Consider the following 25,787-nt stretch of genomic DNA (forward strand, 5'->3'; position numbering starts at 1 on the left):
TGTCTGCGCGGAGTTAATCGTTTGCTTTTTTGTGGCCCCCCTTAGCCGCGATGTAGCACAGGGAGATGACGCTTAGCGGGCAGTGGATTGTCCCTCACGCAGACGGACGAATGATAAAAACTCTCAGGGGATGTTTTCTATGTCTACGCCTTCAGCGCGTACCGGCGGTCTGGACGCCTGGTTCAAAATTTCAGCTCGTGGCAGTACCGTTCGCCAGGAGATCGTTGCCGGATTAACCACCTTCCTGGCCATGGTCTACTCCGTTATTGTCGTACCGGGCATGCTTGGAAAAGCAGGCTTCCCGCCGGCGGCCGTCTTCGTGGCGACCTGCCTGGTTGCCGGCGTTGGCTCCCTGGTGATGGGCCTGTGGGCCAACCTGCCGCTGGCGATTGGCTGCGCCATCTCGCTGACCGCGTTTACCGCATTCAGCCTGGTGCTCGGCCAGCACATCAGCATTCCGGTTGCGCTGGGTGCCGTGTTCCTGATGGGCGTGCTGTTTACCGTTATTTCCGCAACCGGCATTCGTAGCTGGATCCTGCGCAACCTGCCGCAGGGCGTTGCGCATGGCACCGGTATCGGTATCGGCCTGTTCCTGCTGCTGATTGCGGCCAACGGCGTCGGTCTGGTCATCAAAAACCCGCTGGACGGCCTGCCGGTGGCGCTAGGTCACTTCGCAAGCTTCCCGGTGATCATGTCGCTGATCGGTCTTGCGGTCATTATCGGCCTTGAAAAGCTGAAAGTGCCGGGCGGCATCCTGCTGACCATTATCGGCGTTTCCGTTGTTGGCCTGATTTTTGACCCGAGCGTGCACTTCTCCGGCGTCTTCGCTATGCCTTCTCTCAGCGATGAGCACGGTAATTCCCTGATCGGCAGCCTCGATATCATGGGCGCACTAAACCCTGTCGTCCTGCCAAGCGTGCTGGCGCTGGTGATGACCGCCGTGTTCGATGCCACGGGCACTATCCGTGCGGTAGCCGGTCAGGCCAACCTGCTGGATAAAGACGGGCAGATTATCAACGGCGGTAAAGCACTGACCACTGACTCCCTGAGCAGCGTGTTCTCCGGCCTGGTGGGCGCAGCGCCTGCGGCGGTGTACATCGAATCCGCAGCGGGAACGGCGGCGGGCGGCAAAACTGGCCTGACGGCGATCACCGTCGGCGTGCTGTTCCTGCTGATCCTGTTCCTCTCTCCGCTCTCCTATCTGGTGCCTGCCTACGCCACCGCTCCGGCGCTGATGTACGTAGGTCTGCTGATGCTGAGCAACGTGGCGAAAATCGACTTCGCCGATTTTGTTGACGCAATGGCGGGCCTGATCACTGCGGTGTTCATCGTGCTGACCTGTAACATCGTGACCGGTATTATGATTGGCTTCGCGACTCTGGTTATCGGCCGTGTTGTCTCTGGCGAATGGCGCAAGCTGAACATCGGTACCGTGGTGATTGCCCTGGCGCTGGTCGCCTTCTACGCGGGCGGCTGGGCGATTTAAGCCCGTTTCCTGCACGTCAAAACGGGTGGCTTCGGCCGCCCGTTTTTGTTTTTTCTGAGGAGAACAGGGCAGAAGATCTGCGACGAAGAATGCACAAAATGTCATTCAACTCAATGAATCATTTAACTTTTACCATTTTAGGGAACATCCTGTTGTGCTTTGCGATAAGCTGGAAGGCGTATTATCAGACACAGCACAAGAATTAAGACTTCGCAAACAGGGATAGCATGGAAATATTCTTCACAATACTGATTATGACCCTCGTGGTCTCTCTCTCCGGGGTCGTTACCCGAGTTCTGCCCTTCCAGGTTCCACTGCCGTTGATGCAAATCTTCATCGGGGCGGCGCTGGCGTGGCCAACCTTTGGTCTGCACGTTGAGTTTGATCCGGAGCTTTTCCTCGTCCTCTTCATTCCACCGCTGCTGTTCGCCGACGGCTGGAAGACGCCGACCCGTGAATTTATCGAGCACGGACGAGAGATTTTTGGCCTGGCGCTGGCGTTAGTGCTGGTGACGGTGGTGGGCATCGGTTTCCTGATTTACTGGGTGGTGCCGGGTATCCCGCTTATTCCGGCATTTGCGCTGGCAGCCGTGCTGTCGCCGACCGATGCGGTGGCGCTTTCCGGTATCGTCGGTGAAGGCCGTATCCCAAAAAAAATCATGGGTATTTTACAGGGCGAAGCGTTGATGAATGACGCTTCGGGTCTGGTGTCGCTGAAGTTTGCCGTCGCCGTGATAATGGGAACCATGGTGTTCACCGTCGGCGGTGCAGCCCTGGAATTCGTCAAAGTGGCGACCGGCGGCATCCTGGCGGGCTTTATCGTCAGCTGGCTGTACGGGCGCTCGCTGCGCTTCCTCAGCCGCTGGGGCGGTGACGAACCCGCTACGCAGATTGTCCTGCTGTTCCTGTTGCCTTTTGCCTCTTACCTGATTGCCGAACACATCGGCGTATCGGGCATTCTGGCCGCCGTTGCCGCCGGGATGACCATTACCCGCTCCGGCGTTATGCGTACTGCGCCGCTGGCGATGCGCCTGCGTGCTAACAGCACCTGGGCGATGCTGGAGTTTGTGTTTAACGGCATGGTGTTTTTGCTGTTAGGCCTGCAGCTGCCGGGGATCCTTGAGTCTTCACTGGTGGCGGCTGAGGCCGATCCGAACGTGGAAACCTGGATGCTGTTTACGGACATCATTCTGATCTATGCCGCGTTGATGCTGGTGCGCTTCGGCTGGCTGTGGACCATGCAGCGCTTCAGCCAGCGCTTCCTGAAGAAAAAGCCGATGGAGTTTGGCAGCTGGAGCACCCGTGAACTGCTGATTGCCACCTTTGCGGGCGTTCGCGGCGCTATCACGCTTGCCGGTGTGCTTTCGATTCCGCTTCTGTTATCTGATGGCAACGTCTTCCCGGCTCGCTACGAGCTGGTATTCCTGGCCGCAGGGGTGATTCTGTTCTCGCTGTTTGTTGCCGTGGTGCTGATGCCTGTCCTGCTGCGCCATCTCGAAGTGGCCGACCACTCACAGCAGCACAAAGAAGAGCGCCTGGCGCGTGCCGCAACGGCGGACGTGGCGATAGTCGCCATTCAGAAAATGGAAGAGCGTCTGGCTCAGGACACGAAAGAGAATATCGACAATCAGCTGCTGACCGAAGTGAGCTCACGCGTGATTGGTAACCTGCGCCGTCGCGCCGACGGGCGTAACGATGTGGAAACCTCAATGCTGGAAGAGAGCCTTGAGCGCCGCTTCCGCCTTGCGGCGCTGCGTTCAGAGCGCGGTGAGCTCTACCACCTGCGCGCCACTCGCCAGATCAGCAACGAAACGCTGCAAAAGCTGCTGCACGATCTCGATTTGCTGGAAGCGCTATTGATTGAAGATCAGTAACAATACTGAAGCAAACGCAGGCCCGCTAAACACAGTGCCTCCGGGCAAAAAAAGAGCCGCCCTCAGGGCGGCTCAAAGGGGGGAGACCACCGACCGTTATTGCAGGTCGACGTTTTTACTGCCAAAGAACCAGGTCAGCACAAAACCGGCTGCGTAAGAAATCAGGATCCCGGCGACGTACACCGCCATCCCGGCGAAAATCCCCTGTGAAGACGTCATCAGCGGAATCGACACCAGGCCTGACGGGCCGAACACGGTGTTCAGACCAACCGGCAGCCCCATCCAGGACACCAGACCGATAAAGAACCCACCTACCGCGCCGCCGAAGCAGGCGGTCACGAACGGCTTCAGGCGCGGCAGCGTGACGCCGTAAATCAGCGGTTCACCGATGCCGAGCAGGCCCGGGAAGATGGCGCCTTTAATCTGGGTGCGCAGCATAGAGCCGTGTTTCGCGCGGAAGAACAGGGCGAGCGACGCGCCGACCTGTCCGGCACCGGCCATCGCCAGAATCGGGAACAGAGAGTTGAAGCCCTGCGCGTCCATCAGCGCGAAGTACACCGGCACGAAGCCCTGGTGAATACCGAACACCACCGCAATCAGGAACAGGCCCGCGAGAATCGCCGTGCCGAACGGGTTACCGTTCAGGTGCAGGAACAGCCAGGACATCCCTTTGAACAGCTCGCCGCCAATCGGCATGATCACGGTGAAGGTAATCGCCCCGGTAATCAGTAACGTAATGGCCGAGGTGAGGATCATGTCCAGCGAGTCGTGGACAAACCGGCGCACCTGACGCTCAATCCACGCACCGAGAATACAGGCCAACAGCACGCCAATGATGTTGCCGCGCGGATCGATCGCCAGGCCGAAGAAGTCCTGCATCCCTGCGTAGTAGCCCACTTTGCCTTCCGGCACGTAGCGCAGAATAAACAGCGAAGCGATGATCGCGCCGTTCACGCCCGAGCCGCCAAAGGCTTTCTGGGTGTTAAAGCCGATCAGAATGCTCAGGAAGGTGAACAGGCCGATGCTGAACACCTTCATGTAGGCAATCAGGTCAACCAGCCAGCTGGCAGGCGTAGTGAAAATTTGCTGCAGCAGCGTGGCGATGCCGAGCAGCAGGCCTGCGGCGATAAAGCCCGGGATCAGCGGGGTAAAGATGGTGGCAAACTTGGTTAAAAAGTTATGCACCGCGCTGTTCTGCTTACTCTTCATTTTGGCTTTGTTCTGGCTCGCCTGGGACTTCAGATCGGCTTGCGCTGCCGGCGCCTCGCTTTCGCCGCCTTCGGCTTTCAGCATCTCATTCATCATTTCGCTGGCGGTTTGTGCTTTGCCCGGGCCGAGGATGATTTGCAGCTGATCGTCGCCGTTGATAACGCCGAGCACGCCCGGTACGGCTTTCAGCTGCGCGATATCGGCGGCATCACGGTCACGAAGCGTCAGGCGCAGGCGCGTCATGCAGTTTCCGCAGACGCTGATGTTGGTCTTACCGCCTGCCAGCCGAAGCAGTTGCTCAATCATTGGGGCTGTTATTTTCGCCATGGTTAGTTGCTCCCGATGCCCTGAATGGCGCTGCGAATAAAGCCGTTATTTTTAGCGAGCGTTTCGCCTGCTTCTGCCGCGCTGAGTCCCGCCAGGATCATCACGATGGCGGTTTTACAGTGGCGGTTACAGGCATTCAGCGCAGCTTCGGCGGTGGCGGCATCGCATTCGGTCGCCTGCACCACGATATTCACCTGGCGCTGGAGAAGCTTGGCGTTGGTCGCTTCCACGTCAACCATCAGGTTGCCGAACACTTTACCGGAGCGGATCATTGCGCCGGTGGTCAGCATATTCAGGATAAGTTTTTGCGCGGTGCCTGCCTTCATACGGGAAGAGCCGGTCACCACTTCCGGGCCGACCAGGGGTTCTATAGCGATATCGGCCAGCTTGCCAATTTCGCTGCCGCGATTGCAGGCGATAGCGCCCGTGGTGGCACCCACGCTGCGGGCGTATTTCAGCGCGCCGATGACGTACGGCGTGCGGCCACTGGCGGCGATACCGACAACCACGTCGCGCTCGTTCAGCGCAAGGTCGCGCAGATCCTGTTCGCCGAGCTGGACATTATCTTCTGCGTTTTCAACCGCCTGCAGAATCGCGGTGTGGCCACCGGCAATCAGCCCCACCACCCTTTCACGCGGCGTGCCGTAGGTTGGCGGGCATTCGCTGGCATCGAGAATGCCAAGACGGCCCGAGGTGCCCGCTCCACAGTAAATCAGGCGGCCGCCGCAGGCGAACGCTTGGGTGATGGCATCGACGGCCTGGGCGATCGCAGGGAGCTGCTCTTCCACTGCCAGTGCCACTTTTTTATCTTCGGCGTTGATCACTTTCAGCATGTCCAGGGTGGACAGGTTATCGATGTTTTCACTCGCCTGGTTGCGGCTTTCGGTGGTCAGGGTGGATAAATCAATTTTCATAACGGCCTCGATGAATAACGTGCTTAATGTTTGGAATAATATATTCCAATAATAAATGCTAAAAGTAATATTTTATCCCATTTGGCGATCTGTGATCTCAGTCACCGTGGGCGGCGTTCATAGTCTGAAACAGGATAAGGGTGTAAAGCCGAAGGGAATGACATAGTATTTTACACCCGGGTGAACCCCCAAAACTAAGCGTCTGGTTATCGACTTATGAAACACATCAATACCATCCTGCATAATAAATCGCTGTTCACTCCCGGCGAGCGCAAGATTGCGGACTTCATTCTTGATAACCCGGGCCGCGTTAAACAGTTCTCTTCGCCGGAGCTGGCGCAGGTGTTGGGCATCAGCCAGTCGAGCATCATCAAGTTTGCGCAGAAACTCGGCTTCAAGGGCTACACCAATTTTAAAATCGCGCTGGTGGAAGAGTGGGGGCAGCAAAGCACCGAACGCAAAAACGACGTTGCCTATATTCACAATGAAATCAACAGTGAAGACACCTTCCCGCAGATAGCGGAGAAACTGCTGCTGGAAAAGCAGCAGGCATTGCGCGATACCACCAACGGGATTGATTTCGCCAGACTTCAGAGGGTCGTGGATCTGATCCGCGTTGCCGGACGCGTGCAGATAATCGCCATTGGCGGGTCGTCGCTGATCGCCAAAGACCTGGCGTACAAGCTGATGAAAATCGGCTATCCGGTAATGCATGAGATGGACAGTCACGTGCAGATCACCGTGGCGCAATCATTGACCGCCGCCGATGTCCAGATTGCGATATCGTTTTCCGGCAACCGGCGGGAAGTACAGGTCGCTGCCGAAGCGGCAAAAGCGCGCGGGGCGAAAGTCATTGCGCTGACTTCCCTGCATCAGTCGCCGCTTCGCCAGGCGGCGGATCTGTGCCTCGATACGCTGGCCGACGGCAGCAAAACCCACAGTTCGTCGATTTCTGTGCGTACCGCCCAGCATACGCTGATTGATTTGCTGTTCGTGTGCCTGCTCCAGCAGGGGGATGAAGGGCGTCGGGAGCTGATTTCTCAGAGCCGGACGCTGGTCGATAAGCTGTAACGGCGGCTCAGCCGCCGGGCTGCCAAAACCCTTCGCAGCACTTGAGCCAGGCCTGTGCGCTGTGGGAAAGGTAAGTTCCTTCACGCCAGATAAGCCCCAGCTGCCAGTGCAGCGGGCTGTCGAGGGGGATCCAGCGTAATGTGTTTTTATCGAGCCGCTGGCAAATGGGTTCCGGCAAAATCGCCACGCCCACGCCCGCCTGCACCATTGCCGCCAGAAAATCCCACTGCCCGCTGCGTACCGCGATGCGAGGTTTGACGTCGTGTTCAGAAAAGAGCTGCATCAGCTGGCGGCTAAGAGCGAAGTCTTCGTTGTAAATTAACAGCGGATGCGCGGCCAGCTGCTCGGGGCCGATGGTTTCCATGTTTAACCACTCGCCGGAGCGCGGCACCAGCACGCACAGCGGGTGGCTGAACAATGGCAGCGTGGCGAGACCGCTCTCTTCGTCCACGGGCAGGGCGGTCATGGCCACGTCGAGTTCGCCATTGACCACCGCCTGCTGTACCGTCAGGCCGCCAAATTCGGCAATTTTCAGCTCGACGCCGGGGTAGCTCTGGCGAAAAAGGCTGATTGGCCCGGCCATCAGCATTCCAACCATGGGCGGAATGCCGAGGCGCAAAAGACCTTTATGCAGATGATTGATGTCGCTGAGTTCCGCTTCCAGCTGGCGAAATTCGGTCAGAATGGCCACGCCGCGCTCGAAGACCACGCGACCGGTATCGGTCAGCAGCAGCTTGCGGCCATCCCGAATGAGCAGGGTGCAGTTGAGCTCATCTTCCAGATTTTTCAGCATCTTACTGATGGTGGGCTGGGTGACAAACAGCTTCTCTGCCGCGCGGGTGAAGCTTTGCTGGCGAACCACTTCAACGAAATAGCGCAGCGTTCTGATATCCATGATCATTCCTCGAAACTATACCTTCAATGATTTTAATTCATTTCAGTCGCAGTCGGCGGCTCACTATACTGAGCGCCTTCACTTTTTTCAGGAATTCCTTTCATGGCTGTGGCCTCAGGGCGCGTAACGCCTGCTGTCCTGCATCATCTTCAGGTTCCGGTGCAGGTGGTTCTGTATGCCGGGTTGTTTGTTCTGGCTGAGCATCTGGTGGCGTGGGGGCATCTGCCGCTGCCCGCCAACCTGGTGGGGCTGGTGCTGATGCTGGCGCTGATTATCTGCCGCGTTCTCCCCCTTAGCTGGGTGCGTGCCGGGTCCCGCTGGCTGCTGGCGGAAATGCTGCTCTTCTTCGTGCCTGCCGTGGTGGCTGTGGTTAACTACGCGCAGCTGCTGATGGTCGACGGCTGGAAAATCTTTCTGGTGATCGCGCTGAGCACGATGCTGGTGCTGGGGGCAACGGCGTGGGTGGTGGATAAAGTCTATCGCTTTGAATTAAGCAGGATGAAGCATGAATAGCTTAACGCTGAGCCTGCTGTGCCTCGCGATTACCCTCGGGCTCTATTACGCCAATAAACGTCTGTATCGACGTTTTCGCAAACTGCCGCTGATGCCGCTGGTGTTCACGCCGATCCTGCTGGTGCTGATGCTGATTTTCGGCCACATCTCTTATCAAAACTACATGGGCGAAGCGCACTGGCTGCTGTGGCTGCTTGGCCCGGCGACGATAGCCTTTGCGGTGCCGGTGTATGACAACCTCGCGGTGATAAAGCGTCACTGGATGTCGCTCGCCGCGGGCGTGACGACTGCGGTGGTTGTCGCGGTGACCAGTTCCGTGTGGCTGGCCCGTCTGTTTACTCTACCCGATGAAATTCAGCGCAGCCTCGCCGTGCGCTCTATCACCACGCCTTTTGCCCTGGCGGCCGCTAAGCCGATTGGCGGACAGCCTGAACTGGTGGCGCTGTTTGTAGTGATCACCGGCGTGTTCGGCATGGCAGTGGGGGATGCGCTGTTTATGCGTCTGGCAATCCGTGAAGGAATGGCGAAAGGGGCCGGGTTTGGTGCCGCCTCGCACGGTGCCGGAACGGCACGTTCCTATGAGTTAGGCCCGCAGGAAGGGGTTGTCGCAAGCCTGGTGATGATGCTTTCCGGCGTCGCTACGGTGCTCGCCGCCCCGCTGGTGGCGTGGGTGATGTTCTGAAAGTCCTCATTGCCGGGTGGCGCTGCGTTAACCCGGCCTGGCTGATTGCAGGCCCGGTTTGTAGGCCAGGTCAGGCGTTAGCCGCCACCTGGCAATCAGCGCCACCGGGCATTTCTTTAGTGCGCGCGGCCCTGTTCGATGCCGAGTCCGGTCTGGGAACGGATAAACTGGGCACGGAACTGCTCGCGTTCGCGCAGCCCGGCTTCTGAGTTGTCCGTTGCCGAGAAGAACCAAATCCCGATGAATGCCACGGCGATAGAGAACAGCGCCGGATATTCGTACGGGAACACGGCTGTTTCGTGACCGAGGATCTGCACCCAAATAGTTGGGCCGAGGATCATCAGCACAATCGCCGTCAGCAGGCCGAGCCAGCCGCCAATCATCGCGCCGCGAGTGGTCAGCTTCGACCAGTACATCGACAGCAGAATGATCGGGAAGTTACAGCTCGCGGCGATGGAGAACGCCAGGCCCACCATAAAGGCGATGTTCTGCTTCTCGAACAAAATGCCCAGCAGGATTGCCACTACGCCAAGAATCAGCACGGTGATTTTCGATACCCGCAGCTCATCACGCTCGGACGCGCCTTTGCGGAAGACGTTGGCGTAAAGATCGTGGGATACCGCTGATGCCCCCGCCAGCGTTAAACCAGCAACCACGGCCAGAATGGTGGCAAACGCCACGGCCGAAATAAAGCCGAGGAACAGGTTGCCGCCGACCGCATCTGCCAGATGCACCGCCGCCATGTTGTTGCCGCCGATCAGCTGGCCCGCCGCGTCTTTAAACGCCGGGTTCGCGCCGACCAGCATGATCGCGCCGAAGCCGATGATAAAGGTCAGGATGTAGAAGTAGCCCATAAAGCCAGTAGCATAGAACACGCTCTTACGTGCTTCACGGGCGTCGCTGACGGTGAAGAAACGCATCAGAATATGCGGCAGCCCGGCGGTGCCGAACATCAGGCCGAGGCCGAGAGAGAGTGCGGAAATCGGATCTTTCACCAGCCCGCCCGGGCTCATGATTGCCGCGCCTTTCGGATGCACCGCCATCGCTTCGGTGAACAGGTTATTGAAGCTAAAGCCAACGTGCTTCATCACCATAAATGCCATAAAGCTTGCGCCGAACAGCAGCAGCACTGCTTTGATGATCTGCACCCAGGTGGTCGCCAGCATGCCGCCGAACAGCACGTACATCACCATCAGCACGCCCACCAGCACCACGGCGACGTGGTAGTTGAGGCCGAACAGCAGCTCGATGAGCTTGCCCGCGCCGACCATCTGCGCAATCAGATACAGCGCCACTACCACCAGCGAACCGCAGGCGGAAAGGGTGCGGATGGGCCCTTGCTTCAGGCGATAGGACGCCACGTCGGCAAAGGTGTAGCGCCCGAGGTTGCGCAGGCGTTCGGCGATCAGGAACAGAATAATTGGCCAGCCAACGAGGAAGCCAAGCGAGTAAATCAGCCCGTCGTAGCCGGAGGTGTAGACCAGCGCAGAGATCCCGAGGAACGACGCGGCGGACATAAAGTCCCCGGCAATCGCCAGTCCGTTCTGCAAACCGGTGATGTTACCGCCCGCAGTGTAGTAATCGTTACGTGAATGTACGCGCTTGGAGGCCCAGTAAGTGATGTAGAGCGTCAGCACCACGAACACCAGGAACATGATGATGGCTTCCCAGTTTGTCGGCTGACGCTGCACCTCGCCGGTGATGGCGTCGGCAGCGTTCGCCGCCAGCGGAAGAGTGGCGGCCAGCGCCGTCAGTAGCTTTTTCATTATGCCTTCACCTCACGCATCACCGCTTTGGTCAGTTTGTCGAACTCCCCGTTGGCCCGCCAGACGTATACGCCCGTCAGAAGGAAAGAGATCACGATAACGCCAATGCCGATGGGAATGCCGCGGGTGACGCTGGTGCCCGCGTGCAGCGGCGTGCCAAGCCAGCCGGGCGCGAAGGCGATCAGCAGAATAAAACCGACGTACACGATAAGCATGATAACGGACAGAATGGCGGCAAACCGTTGCCGTTTGTCGACTAACTCCCTGAAATGCGCGCTGTCTTCTATCTGCTGACAGATATCTTGATTCATCACAGAGTCTCCAGAGGTAGATACTAGTTTTTTATGTAGGGCAAACAGAACACCGTACTGTGCTCTTGTCCTTATCAGGACAAGAATGGGAGGAGAGTGGCATACGGAAAAACACTCTCACCTTGCTGGTAAAGCAATGCATTGCCGGGTGGCACTGTCGTTAACCCGGCCTACGTTTTGTAGGCCCGGCAAGCTTGCGCCGCCGGGCAATTCAGCCGTGATTAAGAAGGCACCGAAATGGACTGCTTCTCTTCGAGCAGTTTTTCCACCACGCCCGGATCGGCAAGCGTTGAGGTATCACCAAAGTTGCTGGTATCCCCGGCGGCAATCTTGCGCAGAATGCGGCGCATGATTTTGCCGGAGCGGGTTTTCGGCAGCGAGTCGGTCCAGTGCAGCACGTCCGGCGTCGCCAGCGGGCCAATCTCTTTACGCACCCAGTTACGCACCTCGGTGTACAGTTCCGGGCTCGGCTCTTCGCCGTGGTTCAGGGTGACGTAGGCATAAATCGCCTGACCTTTAATGCTGTGCGGAATGCCGACCACCGCCGCCTCGGCGATTTTGGGATGCGACACCAGCGCTGACTCAATCTCAGCGGTGCCAAGACGGTGACCGGAAACGTTCAGCACGTCATCGACGCGGCCGGTGATCCAGAAGTAGCCGTCTTCGTCACGGCGCGCGCCGTCGCCGCTGAAGTACATGTTTTTGAAGGTTGAAAAATAGGTCTGCTCGAAGCGCTCATGGTCGCCAAACAGTGTGCGTGCCTGACCCGGCCAGGAATCGGTAATGACCAGGTTGCCTTCGGTTGCACCTTCCAGCCTGTTGCCTTCGTTATCGACAAGCTCAGGCTGCACGCCAAAGAACGGACGCGTTGCCGAGCCTGCTTTGAGCTCCGTAGCACCTGGCAGCGGGGTGATCATGAAGCCGCCGGTTTCGGTCTGCCACCAGGTGTCCATTACCGGGCACTTCTCGTTGCCGATTTTCTTCCAGTACCACTCCCAGGCTTCCGGGTTAATCGGTTCGCCGACGGAGCCCAGAATACGCAGCGTTGAGCGGTCGGTGCCCTGAATTGCTTTGTCGCCTTCGGCCATCAGCGCACGAATCGCAGTCGGCGCGGTATAGAGAATATTGACCTTGTGCTTGTCGACGACCTGGCTCATGCGAGCGGGCGTCGGCCAGTTTGGCACGCCTTCGAACATCAGCGTGGTCGCGCCGCAGGCCAGCGGCCCGTACAGCAGGTAGCTGTGGCCGGTGACCCAACCCACGTCGGCGGTGCACCAGTAGATGTCGCCCTGATGATAGTCAAAGACGTATTTGAAGGTGGTTGCCGCGTAAACCAGGTAGCCGCCGGTGGTGTGCAGCACGCCTTTCGGTTTGCCGGTGGAACCGGAGGTGTACAGGATGAACAGCGGATCTTCCGCGCCAACTTCGACCGGTTGGTGCCGATCGCTGGCTTTTTCTGTCAGGTCGCTCCACCACAGATCGCGGCCTTCGTGCCATTCGGTTTTGCCGCCGGTGCGTTTGAGTACAACCACGTGTTCAACGCTTTTCACATTCGGGTTTTTCAGCGCATCGTCGACGTTTTTCTTCAGCGGAATTGAACGCCCGGCGCGCACGCCTTCATCGGCGGTGATCACCAGCCGTGAGCTGGAGTCGATAATGCGGCCAGCGACTGCTTCTGGCGAGAAACCGCCAAAAATAACGGAATGCACCGCGCCAATGCGCGCACAGGCGAGCATCGCCACGGCGGCTTCCGGCACCATCGGCATATAAATGGCCACCACGTCGCCCTTTTTAATGCCCAGGTCGGTCAGGACATTCGCGAAGCGGCAGACGTCGCGGTGCAGTTCCTTATAGGTAATATGTTTGCTCTGGCTGGCATCGTCGCCTTCCCAGATGATGGCCGTCTGATCGCCGCGCTCGGCCAGGTGACGGTCAAGGCAGTTGGCCGCCAGGTTCAGCGTGCCGTCTTCGTACCATTTAATGGAGACGTTGCCGGGCGCGAAGGAGGTGTTTTTGACTGTGTTATACGGTTTGATCCAGTCGAGGATTTTCCCCTGTTCGCCCCAGAAGGCGTCCGGGTCGCTGACTGACTGTTGATACTTTGTCTTATATTGTTCCGGGTTAATCAGGCAGTTTTCCGCAATGTTTGCGGGAATAGAGTGTTTATGGATCTGGCTCATGGCTTTTGCTCTCCTTATTAGAATGTTAAATATATGTCAAACAAACGTTAATAATAGAGTCTTTACAGGCTTTGTTTATTATTTGGGCGACAGATCACGCATTGTTTGTAGTGTATGAAATTTAGCCAAATGAATCTTCGAGTAAAAATAATCACGATAATGAATATATACTTTTTTAGGATAAAAAAAGTTTTCTATAACAAACGGTTATTTACCGTAAACAGACTTAATTCGCGCTAATCTCGCTTTTGTCAGCCAAAAGCCCCGTTCTGAAAGGCTTGCGCGACATGCCGTACAGGTGATACTCATACGCCGCGTAAAAAAACTCCACACAGATACGCAACACAAATCATCCCCCTTTCAGTGGGTGACATTCATTAACATGAATGCCGCTGTGCATTGAGGAAGTCTGCAATTATGAAAAAAGCAAAAGTCAGCCTGGCCTGGCAAATTCTGCTGGCCCTGGTGCTGGGTATTCTCCTGGGAAGCTACCTTCATTATCAAAGCGATAGCCGTGAATGGCTGATTGCCAACCTGCTGTCGCCTGCCGGTGATATCTTTATTCACCTGATCAAAATGATCGTGGTACCGATTGTGATTTCGACGCTGGTGGTCGGGATTGCGGGCGTGGGTGATGCTAAATCGCTCGGGCGTATCGGCGCAAAAACCATTATCTATTTCGAAATTATTACCACCGTCGCCATCATTCTGGGCATTACGCTGGCGAACGTGTTCCAGCCGGGGGCAGGCATCGATATGTCGACGCTCGCCACGGTCGATATCTCTAAATACCAGAACACCACGGCGGAAGTGGCCAGCCACGCGCATGGCCTGATGGGCACGATCCTGTCGCTGGTGCCGACCAACATTTTCGCCTCCATGGCGAAGGGTGACATGCTGCCGATTATCTTCTTCTCGGTACTGTTTGGCCTGGGCCTGTCGTCGCTGCCGTCTGCGCACCGTGAACCGCTGGTGACCGTCTTCCGCTCCGTGTCCGAAACGATGTTCAAAGTGACGCACATGGTCATGCGTTATGCGCCGATTGGCGTGTTCGCGCTGATCTCGGTGACCGTGGCTAACTTCGGTTTTGCCTCACTGTGGCCGCTCGCCAAGCTGGTGATTCTGGTTTACGTCGCCATCCTGTTCTTCGCGCTGGTGGTTCTTGGCGCGGTCGCCAAAATGTGCGGCCTGAGCATCTGGATTTTGATCCGCATCCTGAAAGACGAGCTGATTCTGGCCTACTCCACGGCAAGCTCCGAGAGCGTACTGCCGCGCATCATTGAGAAAATGGAAGCCTACGGCGCACCTTCGTCGATCACCAGCTTCGTGGTGCCGACGGGCTACTCCTTCAACCTCGACGGCTCGACGCTGTACCAGAGCATCGCGGCGATTTTCATCGCTCAGCTCTACGGTATTGAGCTGTCGCTCGGCCAGGAAATCATTCTGGTGCTGACGCTGATGGTGACCTCAAAAGGCATTGCGGGCGTGCCGGGCGTGTCGTTCGTGGTGCTGCTGGCAACGCTTGGCAGCGTGGGCATTCCGCTGGAAGGCCTGGCGTTTATCGCCGGCGTTGATCGTATCCTCGACATGGCGCGTACGGCGCTGAACGTGGTGGGTAACGCGCTGGCGGTGCTGGTGATTGCCAAGTGGGAACACAAGTTTGACCGCAAAAAAGCGCAGGCCTACGAGCGTGAAATGCTGGGTAAATTTGATAAGACCGCGAATCGTTAACAAAACAGTGCCGGGTGGCGCATGCGCTTACCCGGCCTACGCGTTACCGGCCTGCATAGTTCATGCAGGTCGGGCAAACGAAGCGCCGTTCGGCAGTTTTTTGTAGGTCGGGTAAGCGTAAGCGCCACCCGACAATGCCCTTAAAGAAACGCGCGGGCTGTTTTACTCCCCGCTCAGCGCATCCAGCGCTTCACAGCCTGAATCATTGCCTTCCAGACAGCTGACGTTAAACCAGCTCAGCGCCTTCTGCTTGTTCGGCTGGATAAAGCCATTTTCGCCGGTGAGGAACATTTCGCCCGCCCAGTATTCGGCGTAGCCGGAGCGCGATAGCATCGAGCTACGCTTGAAGTACTCTGTAGCTTTAGCATCATCTTCACTGACTTCACCCCCATTGGCGTAAATGAGCCCGAGAAGCATCTGTGCATCCACGGCGGCGTCGCTGTCCGTCTTTTTCGCAGCTTTCTCTAACAATGAGAGCGCATACGGATAATCCGTCTTACCTGCAAGCGTGTTCACTAAGGTGTGGGCGAGAATGATTTCCCCGTTGGCGCTGCCCGCGAGCGTGGCCTGTTCCGCAAGCTTTCGGGCACCGGGCAGATTGGTTTTCATCATCATCTGCGCCAGCAGGGCGGCGGCATCCGGCTCGCCGTTTTCAGCGGCTTTCTCGGCCCAATAGCGGGCATGTTGCTCATCACCGGAACTGTAATACGTATCGGCGAGATAATACTGTGCGCGTCTGTCACCCGTTTCAGCCCGCTCTCTGTACTGTGAGCCAATCTCGTCGGCCTGAGCCAGCAGCGGGAATAAGAGCAACCAAACGCAGCGTTTCATCATCATTTTTTCATCTGAAAGGGAGGACACGCAGTATAAAGGGCGACCAAAAAGATTGAAATGATGCATCTGTACTAAAAAAAGGGTGAAAAAATTCACCCCTCATCACCATCAACGAGCCAGCCTCACCCCAGCGCACTCTCACGCAGACGGGATTTCAGCTTGTTGTATTCGTCGATCACGTACTGCTCAGCCGCGCGCTGATCCTCGATACGCTCTACCCGAACGGCGCAATATTTGTACTCCGGCGTTTTGGTTATCGGGCTTAAGTTTTCGGTCACCAGCTCGTTACAGGCGCCAATCCACCACTGGTAGGTCATATACACCGCCCCGACGTTCGGGCGATCGCTGACCTGCGCCCGGGTGATGATTTTGCCTTTACGCGAATTCACCCACACCAGCGCTTCATTCTCAATACCGAGCCTTGCGGCATCTGCGGTGTTGATTTGCGCGTAGCCTGGTTCGTCGGCCAGCGCCGCCAGCGCCGCGCAGTTGCCGGTCATCGAACGACAGGAGTAATGGCCGACTTCGCGCACCGTGGAGAGCACCATCGGATACTCTTCGGTGAGCTTATCAATAGGCGCAACCCAATCGCAGGTGAAGAACTGCGCCAGGCCGTTTGGCGTGTCGAACTTCTCTTTAAAGAGGTACGACGTGCCCTGATCGGCGTCGGACTCATCGCTGCACGGCCACATCACATAGCCGAGCTCGCCCATTTTTTCGTAAGTGGCCCCTTTGAAGCTCGGGCACAGATTACGTAACTCATCCCAGATTTCCTGGGTGTTGTTGTAGTGCATCGGGTAGCCCATGCGGGTGGCGATTTCGCTGATGATCTGCCAGTCGGTCTTCAGATCCCACCTCGGCTCTACCGCCTTGAAGAAGCGCTGGAAGCCGCGGTCTGCGGCGGTGTAAACGCCTTCGTGCTCACCCCAGGAGGTGGACGGCAAAATGACGTCCGCCGCCGAAGCAGTTTTGGTCATAAAGATGTCCTGCACGATAACCAGCTCGAGATCTTCAAACCCTTTACGCACCGCAGAGAGTTCAGCGTCCGTCTGAAGCGGATCTTCACCCATGATGTACGCCGCGCGCACTTCGCCGTGCGCCGCACGGTGCGGCAGCTCGCTGATGCGATAGCCGGTATGCGCAGGCAGGCTTTCCACGCCCCAGGCTTTGGCGAACTTCTCACGGTTGGCAGGGTTGTTGACGTACTGATAGCCCGGATAGGTATCCGGCAGCGCGCCCATATCGCACGCGCCCTGCACGTTGTTTTGACCACGCACCGGGTTCACGCCCACGCTCGGACGACCAAGGTTGCCGGTCAGCATCGCGAGGCTCGTCAGCGAACGCACCGTTTCCACGCCCTGATAGAACTGGGTCACGCCCATGCCCCACAGGATGGCGGCGGATTTCGCGCCCGCGTACATCCGCGCACATTGGCGAATTTCCTGCGCGCTCACGCCGGTAATGGCTTCCACCGACTCCGGCGTATAGCCTTCAACGATTTTGCGATACTCCTCAAAGCCCTCGGTACGGCTGGCGACGAAAGTCGCGTTGTAGAGGTTTTCTTCGATGATTACGTGACCGATCGCATTCAATAGCGCGATATTTGAACCGTTTTTCAGTGCGATATGCATATCGGCAATGCGCGCGGTTTCAATTTTACGCGGATCGCAGACGATAATTTTCGCCCCATTGCGTTTGGCGTTGATCACGTGGTTCGCCACAATAGGGTGTGAATCTGCCGGGTTGTACCCGAAAATAAACACGAGATCGGTGTTATCAATCTCGGTGATGGCATTACTCATTGCGCCGTTACCGACCGACTGGTGCAGACCTGCAACCGAAGGGCCGTGTCAGACGCGTGCGCAGCAGTCGACGTTATTGGTACCAATAACGGCGCGCGCAAATTTCTGCATCACATAGTTAGTTTCATTACCGGTACCACGTGACGACCCCGTGGTCTGAATAGCGTCCGGGCCGTATTTAGCTTTGATCGCGCTCAGGCGTTCGGCCACGTAGTTCAGCGCTTCATCCCAGGACACCGCCTCCAGCTTGCCGCCGCGCTCGCGGCGAATCATTGGGGTTTTCAGGCGCGGGGTGAGGATTTGGGTATCGTTGATAAAATCCCAGCCGTAGTAACCTTTCAGGCACAGCGTGCCCTGATTGGTTTTCCCCTGCGCCGCTTCCGCCCGGACTATTTTGCCGTTATCCACCACCAGGTTTATCTTGCAGCCCGATGCGCAGTAAGGGCAAACCGTGACGACTTTTTTCATCGGTTTCGCTCCAGTTAACCAGTCGCAAATTGCGTTCAGGGCTCCCTGATGCAGGTTTTATGCCACTCTTTATTGTGTGGGTATTCGCGGGGCGAGCCGCGCCAGTGAATGACGAAACTGCGCGACTCGACAGTTTTGACGTGTCGAAAAGCGCTGCGATGTGACGGCGGTTAAAGATTCATCACCTGGTGCTGGCATTGGCTGGAGGGCGCCGCAGAATCATCCAGACTTACTCCATGGCGAACTGGGCAGGGGAATGGCGATGAAACCGGTCATACTGGTGATTGATGACGACACGGCAATCTGCGAACTCCTGCGGGATGTCCTCGCCGAGCACGTGTTTGACGTGGCCGTGTGCCATCTCGGTCAGTCCGGCGTGGAGACCGTGGCGCAGCGGGCCGATATCGCGCTGGTGCTGCTCGACATGATGCTGCCTGACATCAATGGCCTGCAGGTGCTCACGCAGATCCAGCGGCTGCGACCGGAGTTGCCGGTGGTGATGCTGACCGGCATGGGCAGCGAATCCGACGTGGTGGTAGGTCTGGAGATGGGCGCCGACGACTACATCGGCAAACCTTTTAATCCGCGCATTGTGGTGGCTCGCCTGAAGGCGGTGCTACGCCGCAGCGGCGCGCTGACGGTGGACGTACGCAGCGGGCAGGGTAGCGGCATGAGCTTCAACGGCTGGCGGCTGGACACCGAACGCTGTGAGCTGATCGCTCCCACACAGCAGGCGGTCGCGCTGACCCAGGGCGAATACGGTCTGCTGCTGGCGCTGGCGCAAAACGCCCGACGCGTGCTGAGTCGTGAACAGCTGCTGGAACTCACCCACAGCGAAAGCATCGAGGTGTTTGACCGCACCATCGACGTGCTAATCATGCGCCTGCGGCGGAAAATTGAAACCAACCCGCACCAGCCGACGCTGATTAAAACCCTGCGCGGGCTGGGATATGTATTTGCGGCGGACGTGGTGCATAGCGATAAAGCTGCGTAGTTTTGCCGGATGGCGCTGACGCTTATCCGGCCTACAAAAACTGATGCTGCAGTTGTAGGCCCGGGCAAGCGAAGCGCCGCCCGGTAATTCAGGCCTGATGCTCACTGATAAACAGCTGCAGCTCATCGAGCGATTTCGCTCCGTCAATTGCGTTGGCGCACTGCAGACTGGCTCTTGCGCAGGCGTGGGCTAACTGCACGCTTTCTTTCAGCCCCCACTTTTCGTGGCAGCCGTACAGGAACCCGGCGCAGAAAGCATCTCCGGCGCCGACGCTGCCGATAATCTCACTTTGCTCCAGCCGCCATGACGGCACCCATTGCCCTGCTTCGCCCGGCGCTTCACACCATGCGCCCTCCGGGCAATGGATCACCACCCGTTGCTTCACGCCAGCTTTCAGCAGCAGCGCGGCGGCAGCGGCGATATTGTCGATAATCGGTTCTCCCTCTTCGGCACGAATCGCCAGTTCGCTAAATTCTCCCGCCTCCAGTTCGTTAATCACCAGATAATCGAGGTGCTGCAACGCCGGGCGCACCAGCGGCTGATAGCGCGGGTCGCCCTTACGCGACACCAAATCGAGCGACGTTTCATAGCCTTTCTCGCGCATCTGGGCCAGCAGGCGAGCGGCGCGGGTGCCGTACTCTTTATCAGCCAGATCGAGGCTGTCGAGCAGCAGCAGATAGCCGAGATGGAAGATCTTCATCGATCCTTCCAGCCTGTCGAAGGCGGGCAGATCAAGCAGGCGATTCGCGCCAGGTGAGTGGAAGAACGTGCGCTGGCCGCTGGGATCGGTCATCACCTGCGACATTGACGTTGGCGCAAAGCTGGTGCGCTGCACGTGCTGACGGTTGACGTGATACTGGTCGAGCATCGCCATGATGTAGTCGCCGTCGCTGTCTTCGCCCACCAGCCCGACCGCCTGCAGCGGCAGGTGGCTGCGCATTTTGGCGAGCGTCAGCAGCACGTTCAGCGGTGCGCCGCCCGTTGAACGCTCGCTGTGGGTGATCTCTGCCAGCCAGCCGCGCTCCGGCCACTGCACGATTTTATGCACGTGATCGACCAGCATATTCCCGGCAGCGATAATGCCGATGCGCTCCATCAGGCTTTCCCCGCGCTGCCGAAGATGCGCATCTGTTCCGCGACGGTATCGGTAATCGCGGTTTCAATGCCGAGCAGCAGTTCGGCAAACTCGTCATAAATCGGCTGACGATGGTTTATGCGCTGCTCCACCGCCGCGAGCGCTGCCTGCGACATCCCGGTGTAGAAGTTGATTTTGTGAATGCCAAGCTCAATGGCGCGGCGGAAATCCGCATCGCTGATGCCGGAGCCGCCATGCAGCACCAGCGGCAGGCCGGTTTGCTCGCGAATGGCGTCGAGGCGGGCGAAGTCGAGCTTCGGCTCGCCTTTGTATTTGCCGTGGGCGTTGCCTATGGCGACGGCGAGGGCGTCAATGCCCGTTCTGTCGACGAATTCGCGTGCCAGATTTGGGTCGGTGAAAAACGCTTCGTCGGCGTGACCGTACAGCGCGCCCCCTTCGTCTCCGCCTACCGCGCCCAGTTCTGCCTCAACCGATACGCCAACCGCGTGGCACATCTTCACCACTTCGCGGGTCTGGCGAATATTTTCGTCGTAATCGAGCGTTGAGCCGTCGAACATGACCGAGCTGAATCCCAGGCGCAGCGCACGCACCACCGCCTCAAAATGCAGGCCATGATCGAGGTTCAGCACCACCGGAATGTCGTGCCGGGAAGCCTCAAAACGCACGGCTTCGACCAGCGATTCCAGCGACAGGTACTTAAAATGCACCTCGGCGATATTGATGATAAAAGGCGAGCGCTCCTGCTCCGCGGCGGCAAACAGTGCGCGTAGAAAATGGGAGTCGAGGACGTTAAACGCGCCCAGCGCGTAGCGATGCTCGCGAGCGTGGGCCAGGCCGTCGGCGAGGGAGATCAGAGGCATAGCGTTCTCCTTCATACCCGTCATCTTTCAGGCTGCAGTTACGTTGGCGGCGTTCACAAACCCGAATCACTTACTGAGGTAAGCGCATCGGGATTTGCTCTCTTGCCGCCTTTCCGCAGCCTGAAATCTATTGGGTATGGTTAATGAAAAGGCGGTATTCATTGCACAGCACCAGATGCGCTGGCTCGTCTTCTTCAATGCTGCTGTAGCGATCGAGCGGAAACAGGAAGTGGTTGTCGTGGTCGTCATCGTTAACGGTGGAGACTTCTCCCACCAGCACGTCGCCGAAGCCGCGCTCGCCCCAGAAGCTGTGATAAAGCCCCGGCGGCAGGCAGATGCTTTCCCCCGGCGACAGCCGAAGCTGGCTGCCTGCGGCATGCGTTTGCCGACAGCCGTCGAGCGTCACGGTGACGTCGGTGTTTTCGGTCTGCGCGTTCATATCCGCGTTCCACAGCTCAATAATCAGATTGCCGCCGCCGCGGTTGATAATGTCTTCCCGCTTGCGCCAGTGGAAATGCATCGGCGTCACCTGCCCGTCGCGCACGTGCATGATTTTTTCCGCGTAGCTCTTTTCATAGGGCATACCGTTGGGCGAGCCGTTACGCAGGGTAAAGAGGGTCAGCCCCTGCGCCAGAAAATTTGTGCCGCCAAAGGCGGTGACGTCCCAGCCGAGCTTAAGGGCAAACACTTCGTGCCAGGCATCCGGGTCGAGCTGGTGCCACTTCGTTGGCGGGAAGCTGGCAAACGCGGGCAGGTGGACGTCGTGCATGGAGAAAAACTGCCGCGTCTGACCGAGTATGTCGTTGATGTCGGAGCGTTTCATAGATTCTCCTTTGGCGTGTTACCCCTAACCCTCTCCCATAGGGGAGAGGGAACTGTACGGTGCGGTTTTGACGTTTCCCCTCGCCCCTTTGGGGAGAGGGCCGGGGTGAGGGGAAGTGGCTGCACAATCCTTACTTAACCGTCCAGCCCTTATACGTTCCGATGTTTTTCTTATCGATTAACGTCACCGGGATCAGCACGGGCTCTTTCGGCGCAGGTTTGCCCTGTAGTATGTCATAGCCGATTTCCACCGCTTTTGCTGCCATTACCTGCGGATCCTGCGCAGGCGTTGCCACAAACAGCGAGTTCTCGCGCTTCAGCGCTTCTTCACCGTCCGGACTGCCGTCGACGCCGACGATAAAGAACTCTTTACGCTGCGCCTGTTTCGCGGCCAGATCGGCACCGATCGCCGTTGGATCGTTAATCGCGAACACGCCGTCGATCTTCGGATTCGCTGCCAGCAGCGAAGTCATCACCTCCAGCCCGCCTTCGCGGCTGCCTTTGGCGTTCTGGTTGTCAGACAGCACCTTGATGTCAGGGTGCTTTTTGAACTCGGTCTGACAGCCTTCGACGCGGTTCTGCACGGCGGACACCGGCGGCCCGTTGATGATCACCACGTTGCCTTTGCCGTTCAGGCGATCGGTGATGTATTTACAGGCCATTTCGCCCGCCTGGGTGTTATCGGAAGTGATGGTTGCGTCGGCCCCTTCGGCCGCCACGTCAACCGCCACGACCACGATCCCCGCTTCTTTCGCACGTTTCACCGCGGGGCCAATGCCTTTGGAATCCGCGGCGTTAAGAATGATCATGTCGACCTTCGCGGCGATAAAGTTATCGATCTGCGTGACCTGTTGGCCAAGATCGTAGCCGCTGGAGACCAGCGTCACCTTCACGTTATCGCCAGCCAGCTTGCGGGCTTCCAGCTCAGCCCCTTTGGTTATTTGCACGAAGAACGGATTGGCAAGGTCGCCGACCGTCACGCCGATGGACTTCAGCTCTTTGGCCTGGGTGAACGGCGCTGCGGTTAGCAGCGCTCCCGCACAGAGCGCAATAGCAATGGGCTTCAAACGCATATGACTTTCCTCATGTAGAGTACTTTTTGTTGTGAGTGCCTGATGGCGCTGCGCTTATCAGGCCTACGGATCGGTAGGCTGGATAAGGCGGATACGCCGCATCCGGCAGGTTTATGCACTTTGATGGTGTCGGGTACGGTATTTGTCGATCAGTACCGCAATGATGATCACCGCCCCTTTGATCACCAGTTGCCAGAAGTAGGAGACGCCCATCAGCGTCATGCCGTTGTTGAGCGTGGCGATAATCAGCGCCCCCACCAGCGTGCCGGTGATGGTGCCGATGCCGCCGACGAAGCTGGTGCCGCCGAGAATCACCGCCGCGATGGCGTCCAGCTCGTAGCCCATGCCGAGGTTGCCGTTGGCGCTGTAGAGCCGCGAGGCGCTCATCACCCCGCCGAGCCCGGAGAGCAGGCCGCTCATGCCATACACAAACAGCAGCACCAGCCACACCTTAATGCCCGTCAGGCGCGCCGCCTGCATGTTGCCCCCGACCGCGTAAATGTGAACGCCGAGGGTGGTGCGGCGCAGGATGAACCAGCACACCACGATCACCGCCAGTGCGATCACTACCAGCCATGGAATGGGCCCGAGATAATCGTTGCCGATCCATTCGAAGCTGATATTGGAGTTGATCACCGTCGTGCCGTCCGCCAGCAGATAAGCCGCACCGCGCAGCGCCGTATAGGTGCCGAGCGTGACGATAAACGGCGGCAGTCCGGCGAAAGCGACCAGTGCGCCATTAAACAGCCCGAGCAGCAGGCCGAGCATCAGCGCGGCGGGAATTGAGAGCATGGCAAATTCAGGGATCAGCGATACCACCATTGCCGCCACCGCCGTGGTGCCCAAAATGGAACCCACGGAAAGGTCTATCCCGCCGGTGAGAATGATGAAGGTCATCCCCGCCGCCAGCACGATGTTGATCGACGCCTGGCGGGTAATGTTCAGCAGATTGCTTTCGGTGAAGAAGTTCGGCGCAACGAAGCCAAATACCGCCACAATCAGGATCAGGATCGGCAGGATCCCCACGGTCTGCATCAGATCGCCCATCAGCATTTTGCGGGCCGAGGTTTTTGCCACCTGCTGCGGCGAAGGCACGGAATTCTCTTTTTGCGTGGTCATGATTGTACCGCCTGGTGGTGGGATTCGTTCACGCCCGTGGCGAGCGTCATAATATTTTCCTGGGTGATGTCGTGGTTCAGCAGTTCACCGGCAATGCTGCCCTCGCGCATGACGTACACCCGGTCGCTCATGCCGACGATTTCCGGCAGCTCGCTGGAGATCATCAGGATGGCCACGCCCTGACGCGCCATCTGGTTCATGATGCGGTAGATCTCGCTTTTCGCGCCGACGTCCACGCCGCGCGTTGGTTCATCGAGGATCAGAATGCGCGGGCCAATGGCCACCCAGCGGGAGATCAGCAGCTTCTGCTGGTTGCCGCCGGACAGGCCGCCCGCCCGCACCTGGGAATGCGGCACGCGAATATTCAGCAATTTAATGGCGTCGTCGGAAATGCTTTGCGCCTTTTTGCGATCGAGCATGCCGTAATGCGCGTCACGCTCGAGCGTCGCCATGGTGATGTTTTCCTGCGCAGCCAGTTCGAGGAACAGCCCCTGCTCTTTGCGGTTTTCGGTGAGGAAGCCGATGCCTAAATCAATAGCTTCGCGCGGGGAGTGAATAAGCACGGGTTCGCCGTCCACTTCAATCACGCCGCCGGTGGCTTTACGCACGCCGAAAATCAGCTGCGCCAGTTCGGAGCGGCCCGCACCCACTAAGCCTGCCAGGCCGACGATTTCGCCAGAGCGCACCAGCAGGCTGCATGGCTGTACTTTGCCGCCGTCCGTCAGATGATGAACGTTGAGGCGCGGCTGGCCGTGGGGAATATCACGCTCTTTGTTGAACAGATCGCTCAGCGGGCGGCCCACCATCATGCGCACCAGCTCGGAGGCGTTGAGCTTGTCGCGCATCAGGCTGCCAACGTACTGCCCGTCGCGCAGGACGCTGACGCGGTCGGAGAGCTCATACACTTCCGCCATGCGGTGGCTGATGTAGATGATTGCCATCCCTTCGTCGCGCAGGCGCAAAATGAGTTCGAACAGGCGATGGGTTTCGCGGGAGGAGAGGGCCGCGGTGGGTTCATCCATCACCAGAATGCGGCTATTGCGGTGCAGCGCGCGGGCGATCTCCACCTGCTGCTGTTCGGCAATGGTGAGCTTCATTACCCGATCGGTGGCTTTGAACTGTGCGCCGAGGCGGTTAATGACCTCCTGCGCCTGAGCGACCATGGTTCTCCGCTGTACCAGCCCGCCCCGGGACAGCTCGCTGCCGAGGAAAATGTTCTCAGCGACGGTTAGATTTGGGGCCAGCTGCATCTCCTGATAAATCAGGGTAATGCCCGCTGCCAGCGCGTCTTTCGGCCCTTTGATAGCGCGGGGCTCGCCGTCGATCAGGATCTCGCCGCTGGTGGCGGTATAGGCCCCGGCGAGGATTTTCATCAGCGTGCTTTTGCCTGCGCCGTTTTCCCCCATCAGGGCGTGGATTTCGCCGGGAAATACCGTTAAATCCACGCCTTTCAGCGCATAAAACTTGCCGAACGCTTTGGCGATATTGCGCATCTCAAGTACCGGCGTCTGATTCATGGCGCAACTCCTGAGGGAAGGTCGATATCAGCAGTCCATCACAGGAAAGTAAATGCAAAATGTCAGAGGCCGTTCATATTTGTCATAGTGCGGGGAATTTGATTCGGGTCACAGTCAGCCCTCTCCCTGACCCTCTCCCGGAGGGAGAGGGAACCGATCGGCATTCTCCCTTACGCGACCGGAGCCGGTTTGGTTTTCTCCCTCTCCCTTTTGGGAGAGGGCCGGGGAGAGGGTATGCACGAA

Annotated in this window: 21 protein-coding genes; 7 read left to right on the plus strand and 14 right to left on the minus strand. The window is 58.1% G+C overall.

Annotated elements, in window-relative coordinates:
• Positions 1 to 139 precede the first annotated feature (139 nt).
• Both ghxP and RTU33_RS11905 read left to right on the plus strand, forming a co-directional pair.
• Entirely contained in the window at positions 140 to 1,486 is a 1,347-nt protein-coding gene (gene ghxP, locus RTU33_RS11900; RefSeq protein WP_312627577.1) for a guanine/hypoxanthine transporter GhxP, read from the plus strand.
• Positions 1,487 to 1,713: 227 nt separating this feature from the next.
• Positions 1,714 to 3,360, plus strand: a complete 1,647-nt coding sequence (locus RTU33_RS11905) for a Na+/H+ antiporter (RefSeq protein WP_312627579.1) — start codon at positions 1,714 to 1,716, stop codon at positions 3,358 to 3,360.
• Between the two features lie 96 nt (positions 3,361 to 3,456).
• On the opposite strand, the gene murP is transcribed toward RTU33_RS11905, so the two are convergent.
• Both murP and murQ read right to left on the minus strand, forming a co-directional pair.
• Positions 3,457 to 4,896: a PTS N-acetylmuramic acid transporter subunit IIBC gene (murP, locus tag RTU33_RS11910; protein WP_312627581.1), complete on the minus strand. Its 1,440-nt coding sequence runs from the start codon at positions 4,894 to 4,896 to the stop codon at positions 3,457 to 3,459.
• Between the two features lie 2 nt (positions 4,897 to 4,898).
• Positions 4,899 to 5,810, minus strand: coding sequence for an N-acetylmuramic acid 6-phosphate etherase (gene murQ, locus RTU33_RS11915; RefSeq protein WP_312627583.1), 912 nt, complete (start codon positions 5,808 to 5,810; stop codon positions 4,899 to 4,901).
• Positions 5,811 to 6,026: 216 nt separating this feature from the next.
• On the opposite strand from murQ, the gene RTU33_RS11920 reads away from it, so the two are divergent.
• On the plus strand, positions 6,027 to 6,881 hold the full coding sequence (locus tag RTU33_RS11920; protein ID WP_312627584.1) for an SIS domain-containing protein: 855 nt from the start codon (positions 6,027 to 6,029) through the stop codon (positions 6,879 to 6,881).
• Between the two features lie 7 nt (positions 6,882 to 6,888).
• On the opposite strand, the gene RTU33_RS11925 is transcribed toward RTU33_RS11920, so the two are convergent.
• Positions 6,889 to 7,776 carry a LysR family transcriptional regulator gene (locus RTU33_RS11925; protein WP_312627585.1) on the minus strand — a complete coding sequence of 296 codons (888 nt, stop codon included), beginning with the start codon at positions 7,774 to 7,776 and terminating at the stop codon, positions 6,889 to 6,891.
• 102 nt (positions 7,777 to 7,878) lie between these two features.
• Here RTU33_RS11925 and RTU33_RS11930 point away from each other — a divergent pair, with 102 nt between their 5' ends.
• Both RTU33_RS11930 and RTU33_RS11935 read left to right on the plus strand, forming a co-directional pair.
• Positions 7,879 to 8,289 carry a CidA/LrgA family protein gene (locus RTU33_RS11930; RefSeq protein WP_312627586.1) on the plus strand — a complete coding sequence of 137 codons (411 nt, stop codon included), beginning with the start codon at positions 7,879 to 7,881 and terminating at the stop codon, positions 8,287 to 8,289.
• The gene (locus tag RTU33_RS11935) at positions 8,282 to 8,971 is read left to right on the plus strand and encodes an LrgB family protein (protein ID WP_312627587.1); all 690 of its coding nucleotides are present in this window, start codon (positions 8,282 to 8,284) and stop codon (positions 8,969 to 8,971) included. Before RTU33_RS11930 ends, RTU33_RS11935 begins: the two co-directional genes overlap by 8 nt.
• A gap of 116 nt (positions 8,972 to 9,087) precedes the next feature.
• On the opposite strand, the gene actP is transcribed toward RTU33_RS11935, so the two are convergent.
• The 3 genes from actP to acs form a co-directional block, all read right to left on the minus strand.
• The gene (actP, locus tag RTU33_RS11940; protein ID WP_312627588.1) at positions 9,088 to 10,737 is read right to left on the minus strand and encodes a cation/acetate symporter ActP; all 1,650 of its coding nucleotides are present in this window, start codon (positions 10,735 to 10,737) and stop codon (positions 9,088 to 9,090) included.
• Entirely contained in the window at positions 10,737 to 11,048 is a 312-nt protein-coding gene (locus RTU33_RS11945) for a DUF485 domain-containing protein (protein ID WP_312627590.1), read from the minus strand. The genes actP and RTU33_RS11945 overlap by 1 nt, the downstream gene beginning before the upstream one ends.
• 221 nt (positions 11,049 to 11,269) lie before the next feature.
• Positions 11,270 to 13,228, minus strand: coding sequence for an acetate--CoA ligase (acs, locus tag RTU33_RS11950; RefSeq protein ID WP_312627591.1), 1,959 nt, complete (start codon positions 13,226 to 13,228; stop codon positions 11,270 to 11,272).
• Positions 13,229 to 13,645: 417 nt separating this feature from the next.
• On the opposite strand from acs, the gene gltP reads away from it, so the two are divergent.
• Entirely contained in the window at positions 13,646 to 14,959 is a 1,314-nt protein-coding gene (gene gltP / locus RTU33_RS11955) for a glutamate/aspartate:proton symporter GltP (protein ID WP_312627592.1), read from the plus strand.
• A gap of 162 nt (positions 14,960 to 15,121) precedes the next feature.
• Here gltP and RTU33_RS11960 read toward each other — a convergent pair whose 3' ends face one another.
• Positions 15,122 to 15,790, minus strand: coding sequence for a tetratricopeptide repeat protein (locus RTU33_RS11960; RefSeq protein ID WP_409438246.1), 669 nt, complete (start codon positions 15,788 to 15,790; stop codon positions 15,122 to 15,124).
• A gap of 125 nt (positions 15,791 to 15,915) precedes the next feature.
• Entirely contained in the window at positions 15,916 to 18,063 is a 2,148-nt protein-coding gene (fdhF, locus tag RTU33_RS11965) for a formate dehydrogenase subunit alpha (RefSeq protein WP_312627594.1), read from the minus strand.
• Positions 18,064 to 18,325: 262 nt separating this feature from the next.
• On the opposite strand from fdhF, the gene RTU33_RS11970 reads away from it, so the two are divergent.
• Positions 18,326 to 19,057, plus strand: coding sequence for a response regulator transcription factor (locus RTU33_RS11970; protein ID WP_312627595.1), 732 nt, complete (start codon positions 18,326 to 18,328; stop codon positions 19,055 to 19,057).
• Between the two features lie 88 nt (positions 19,058 to 19,145).
• Here RTU33_RS11970 and RTU33_RS11975 read toward each other — a convergent pair whose 3' ends face one another.
• The 6 genes from RTU33_RS11975 to RTU33_RS12000 form a co-directional block, all read right to left on the minus strand.
• Positions 19,146 to 20,156 (minus strand): carbohydrate kinase family protein, encoded by a 1,011-nt coding sequence (locus RTU33_RS11975; protein WP_312627635.1) that lies wholly within the window; start codon positions 20,154 to 20,156, stop codon positions 19,146 to 19,148.
• Positions 20,153 to 21,013, minus strand: coding sequence for a ketose 1,6-bisphosphate aldolase (locus tag RTU33_RS11980; protein ID WP_312627596.1), 861 nt, complete (start codon positions 21,011 to 21,013; stop codon positions 20,153 to 20,155). The genes RTU33_RS11975 and RTU33_RS11980 overlap by 4 nt, the downstream gene beginning before the upstream one ends.
• 127 nt (positions 21,014 to 21,140) lie before the next feature.
• Positions 21,141 to 21,836 carry a D-lyxose/D-mannose family sugar isomerase gene (locus tag RTU33_RS11985; RefSeq protein WP_312627597.1) on the minus strand — a complete coding sequence of 232 codons (696 nt, stop codon included), beginning with the start codon at positions 21,834 to 21,836 and terminating at the stop codon, positions 21,141 to 21,143.
• Positions 21,837 to 21,966: 130 nt separating this feature from the next.
• A complete protein-coding gene (locus RTU33_RS11990) occupies positions 21,967 to 22,908 on the minus strand; it encodes an ABC transporter substrate-binding protein (RefSeq protein ID WP_312627598.1) in 942 nt (313 codons plus the stop codon).
• A gap of 111 nt (positions 22,909 to 23,019) precedes the next feature.
• Positions 23,020 to 24,027 carry an ABC transporter permease subunit gene (locus RTU33_RS11995; RefSeq protein WP_312627599.1) on the minus strand — a complete coding sequence of 336 codons (1,008 nt, stop codon included), beginning with the start codon at positions 24,025 to 24,027 and terminating at the stop codon, positions 23,020 to 23,022.
• Entirely contained in the window at positions 24,024 to 25,544 is a 1,521-nt protein-coding gene (locus RTU33_RS12000) for a sugar ABC transporter ATP-binding protein (RefSeq protein WP_312627600.1), read from the minus strand. Before RTU33_RS12000 ends, RTU33_RS11995 begins: the two co-directional genes overlap by 4 nt.
• Positions 25,545 to 25,787: the final 243 nt, after the last annotated feature.

This window comes from Scandinavium sp., assembly GCF_032012665.1.
Classification (GTDB): Bacteria; Pseudomonadota; Gammaproteobacteria; order Enterobacterales; family Enterobacteriaceae; genus Scandinavium.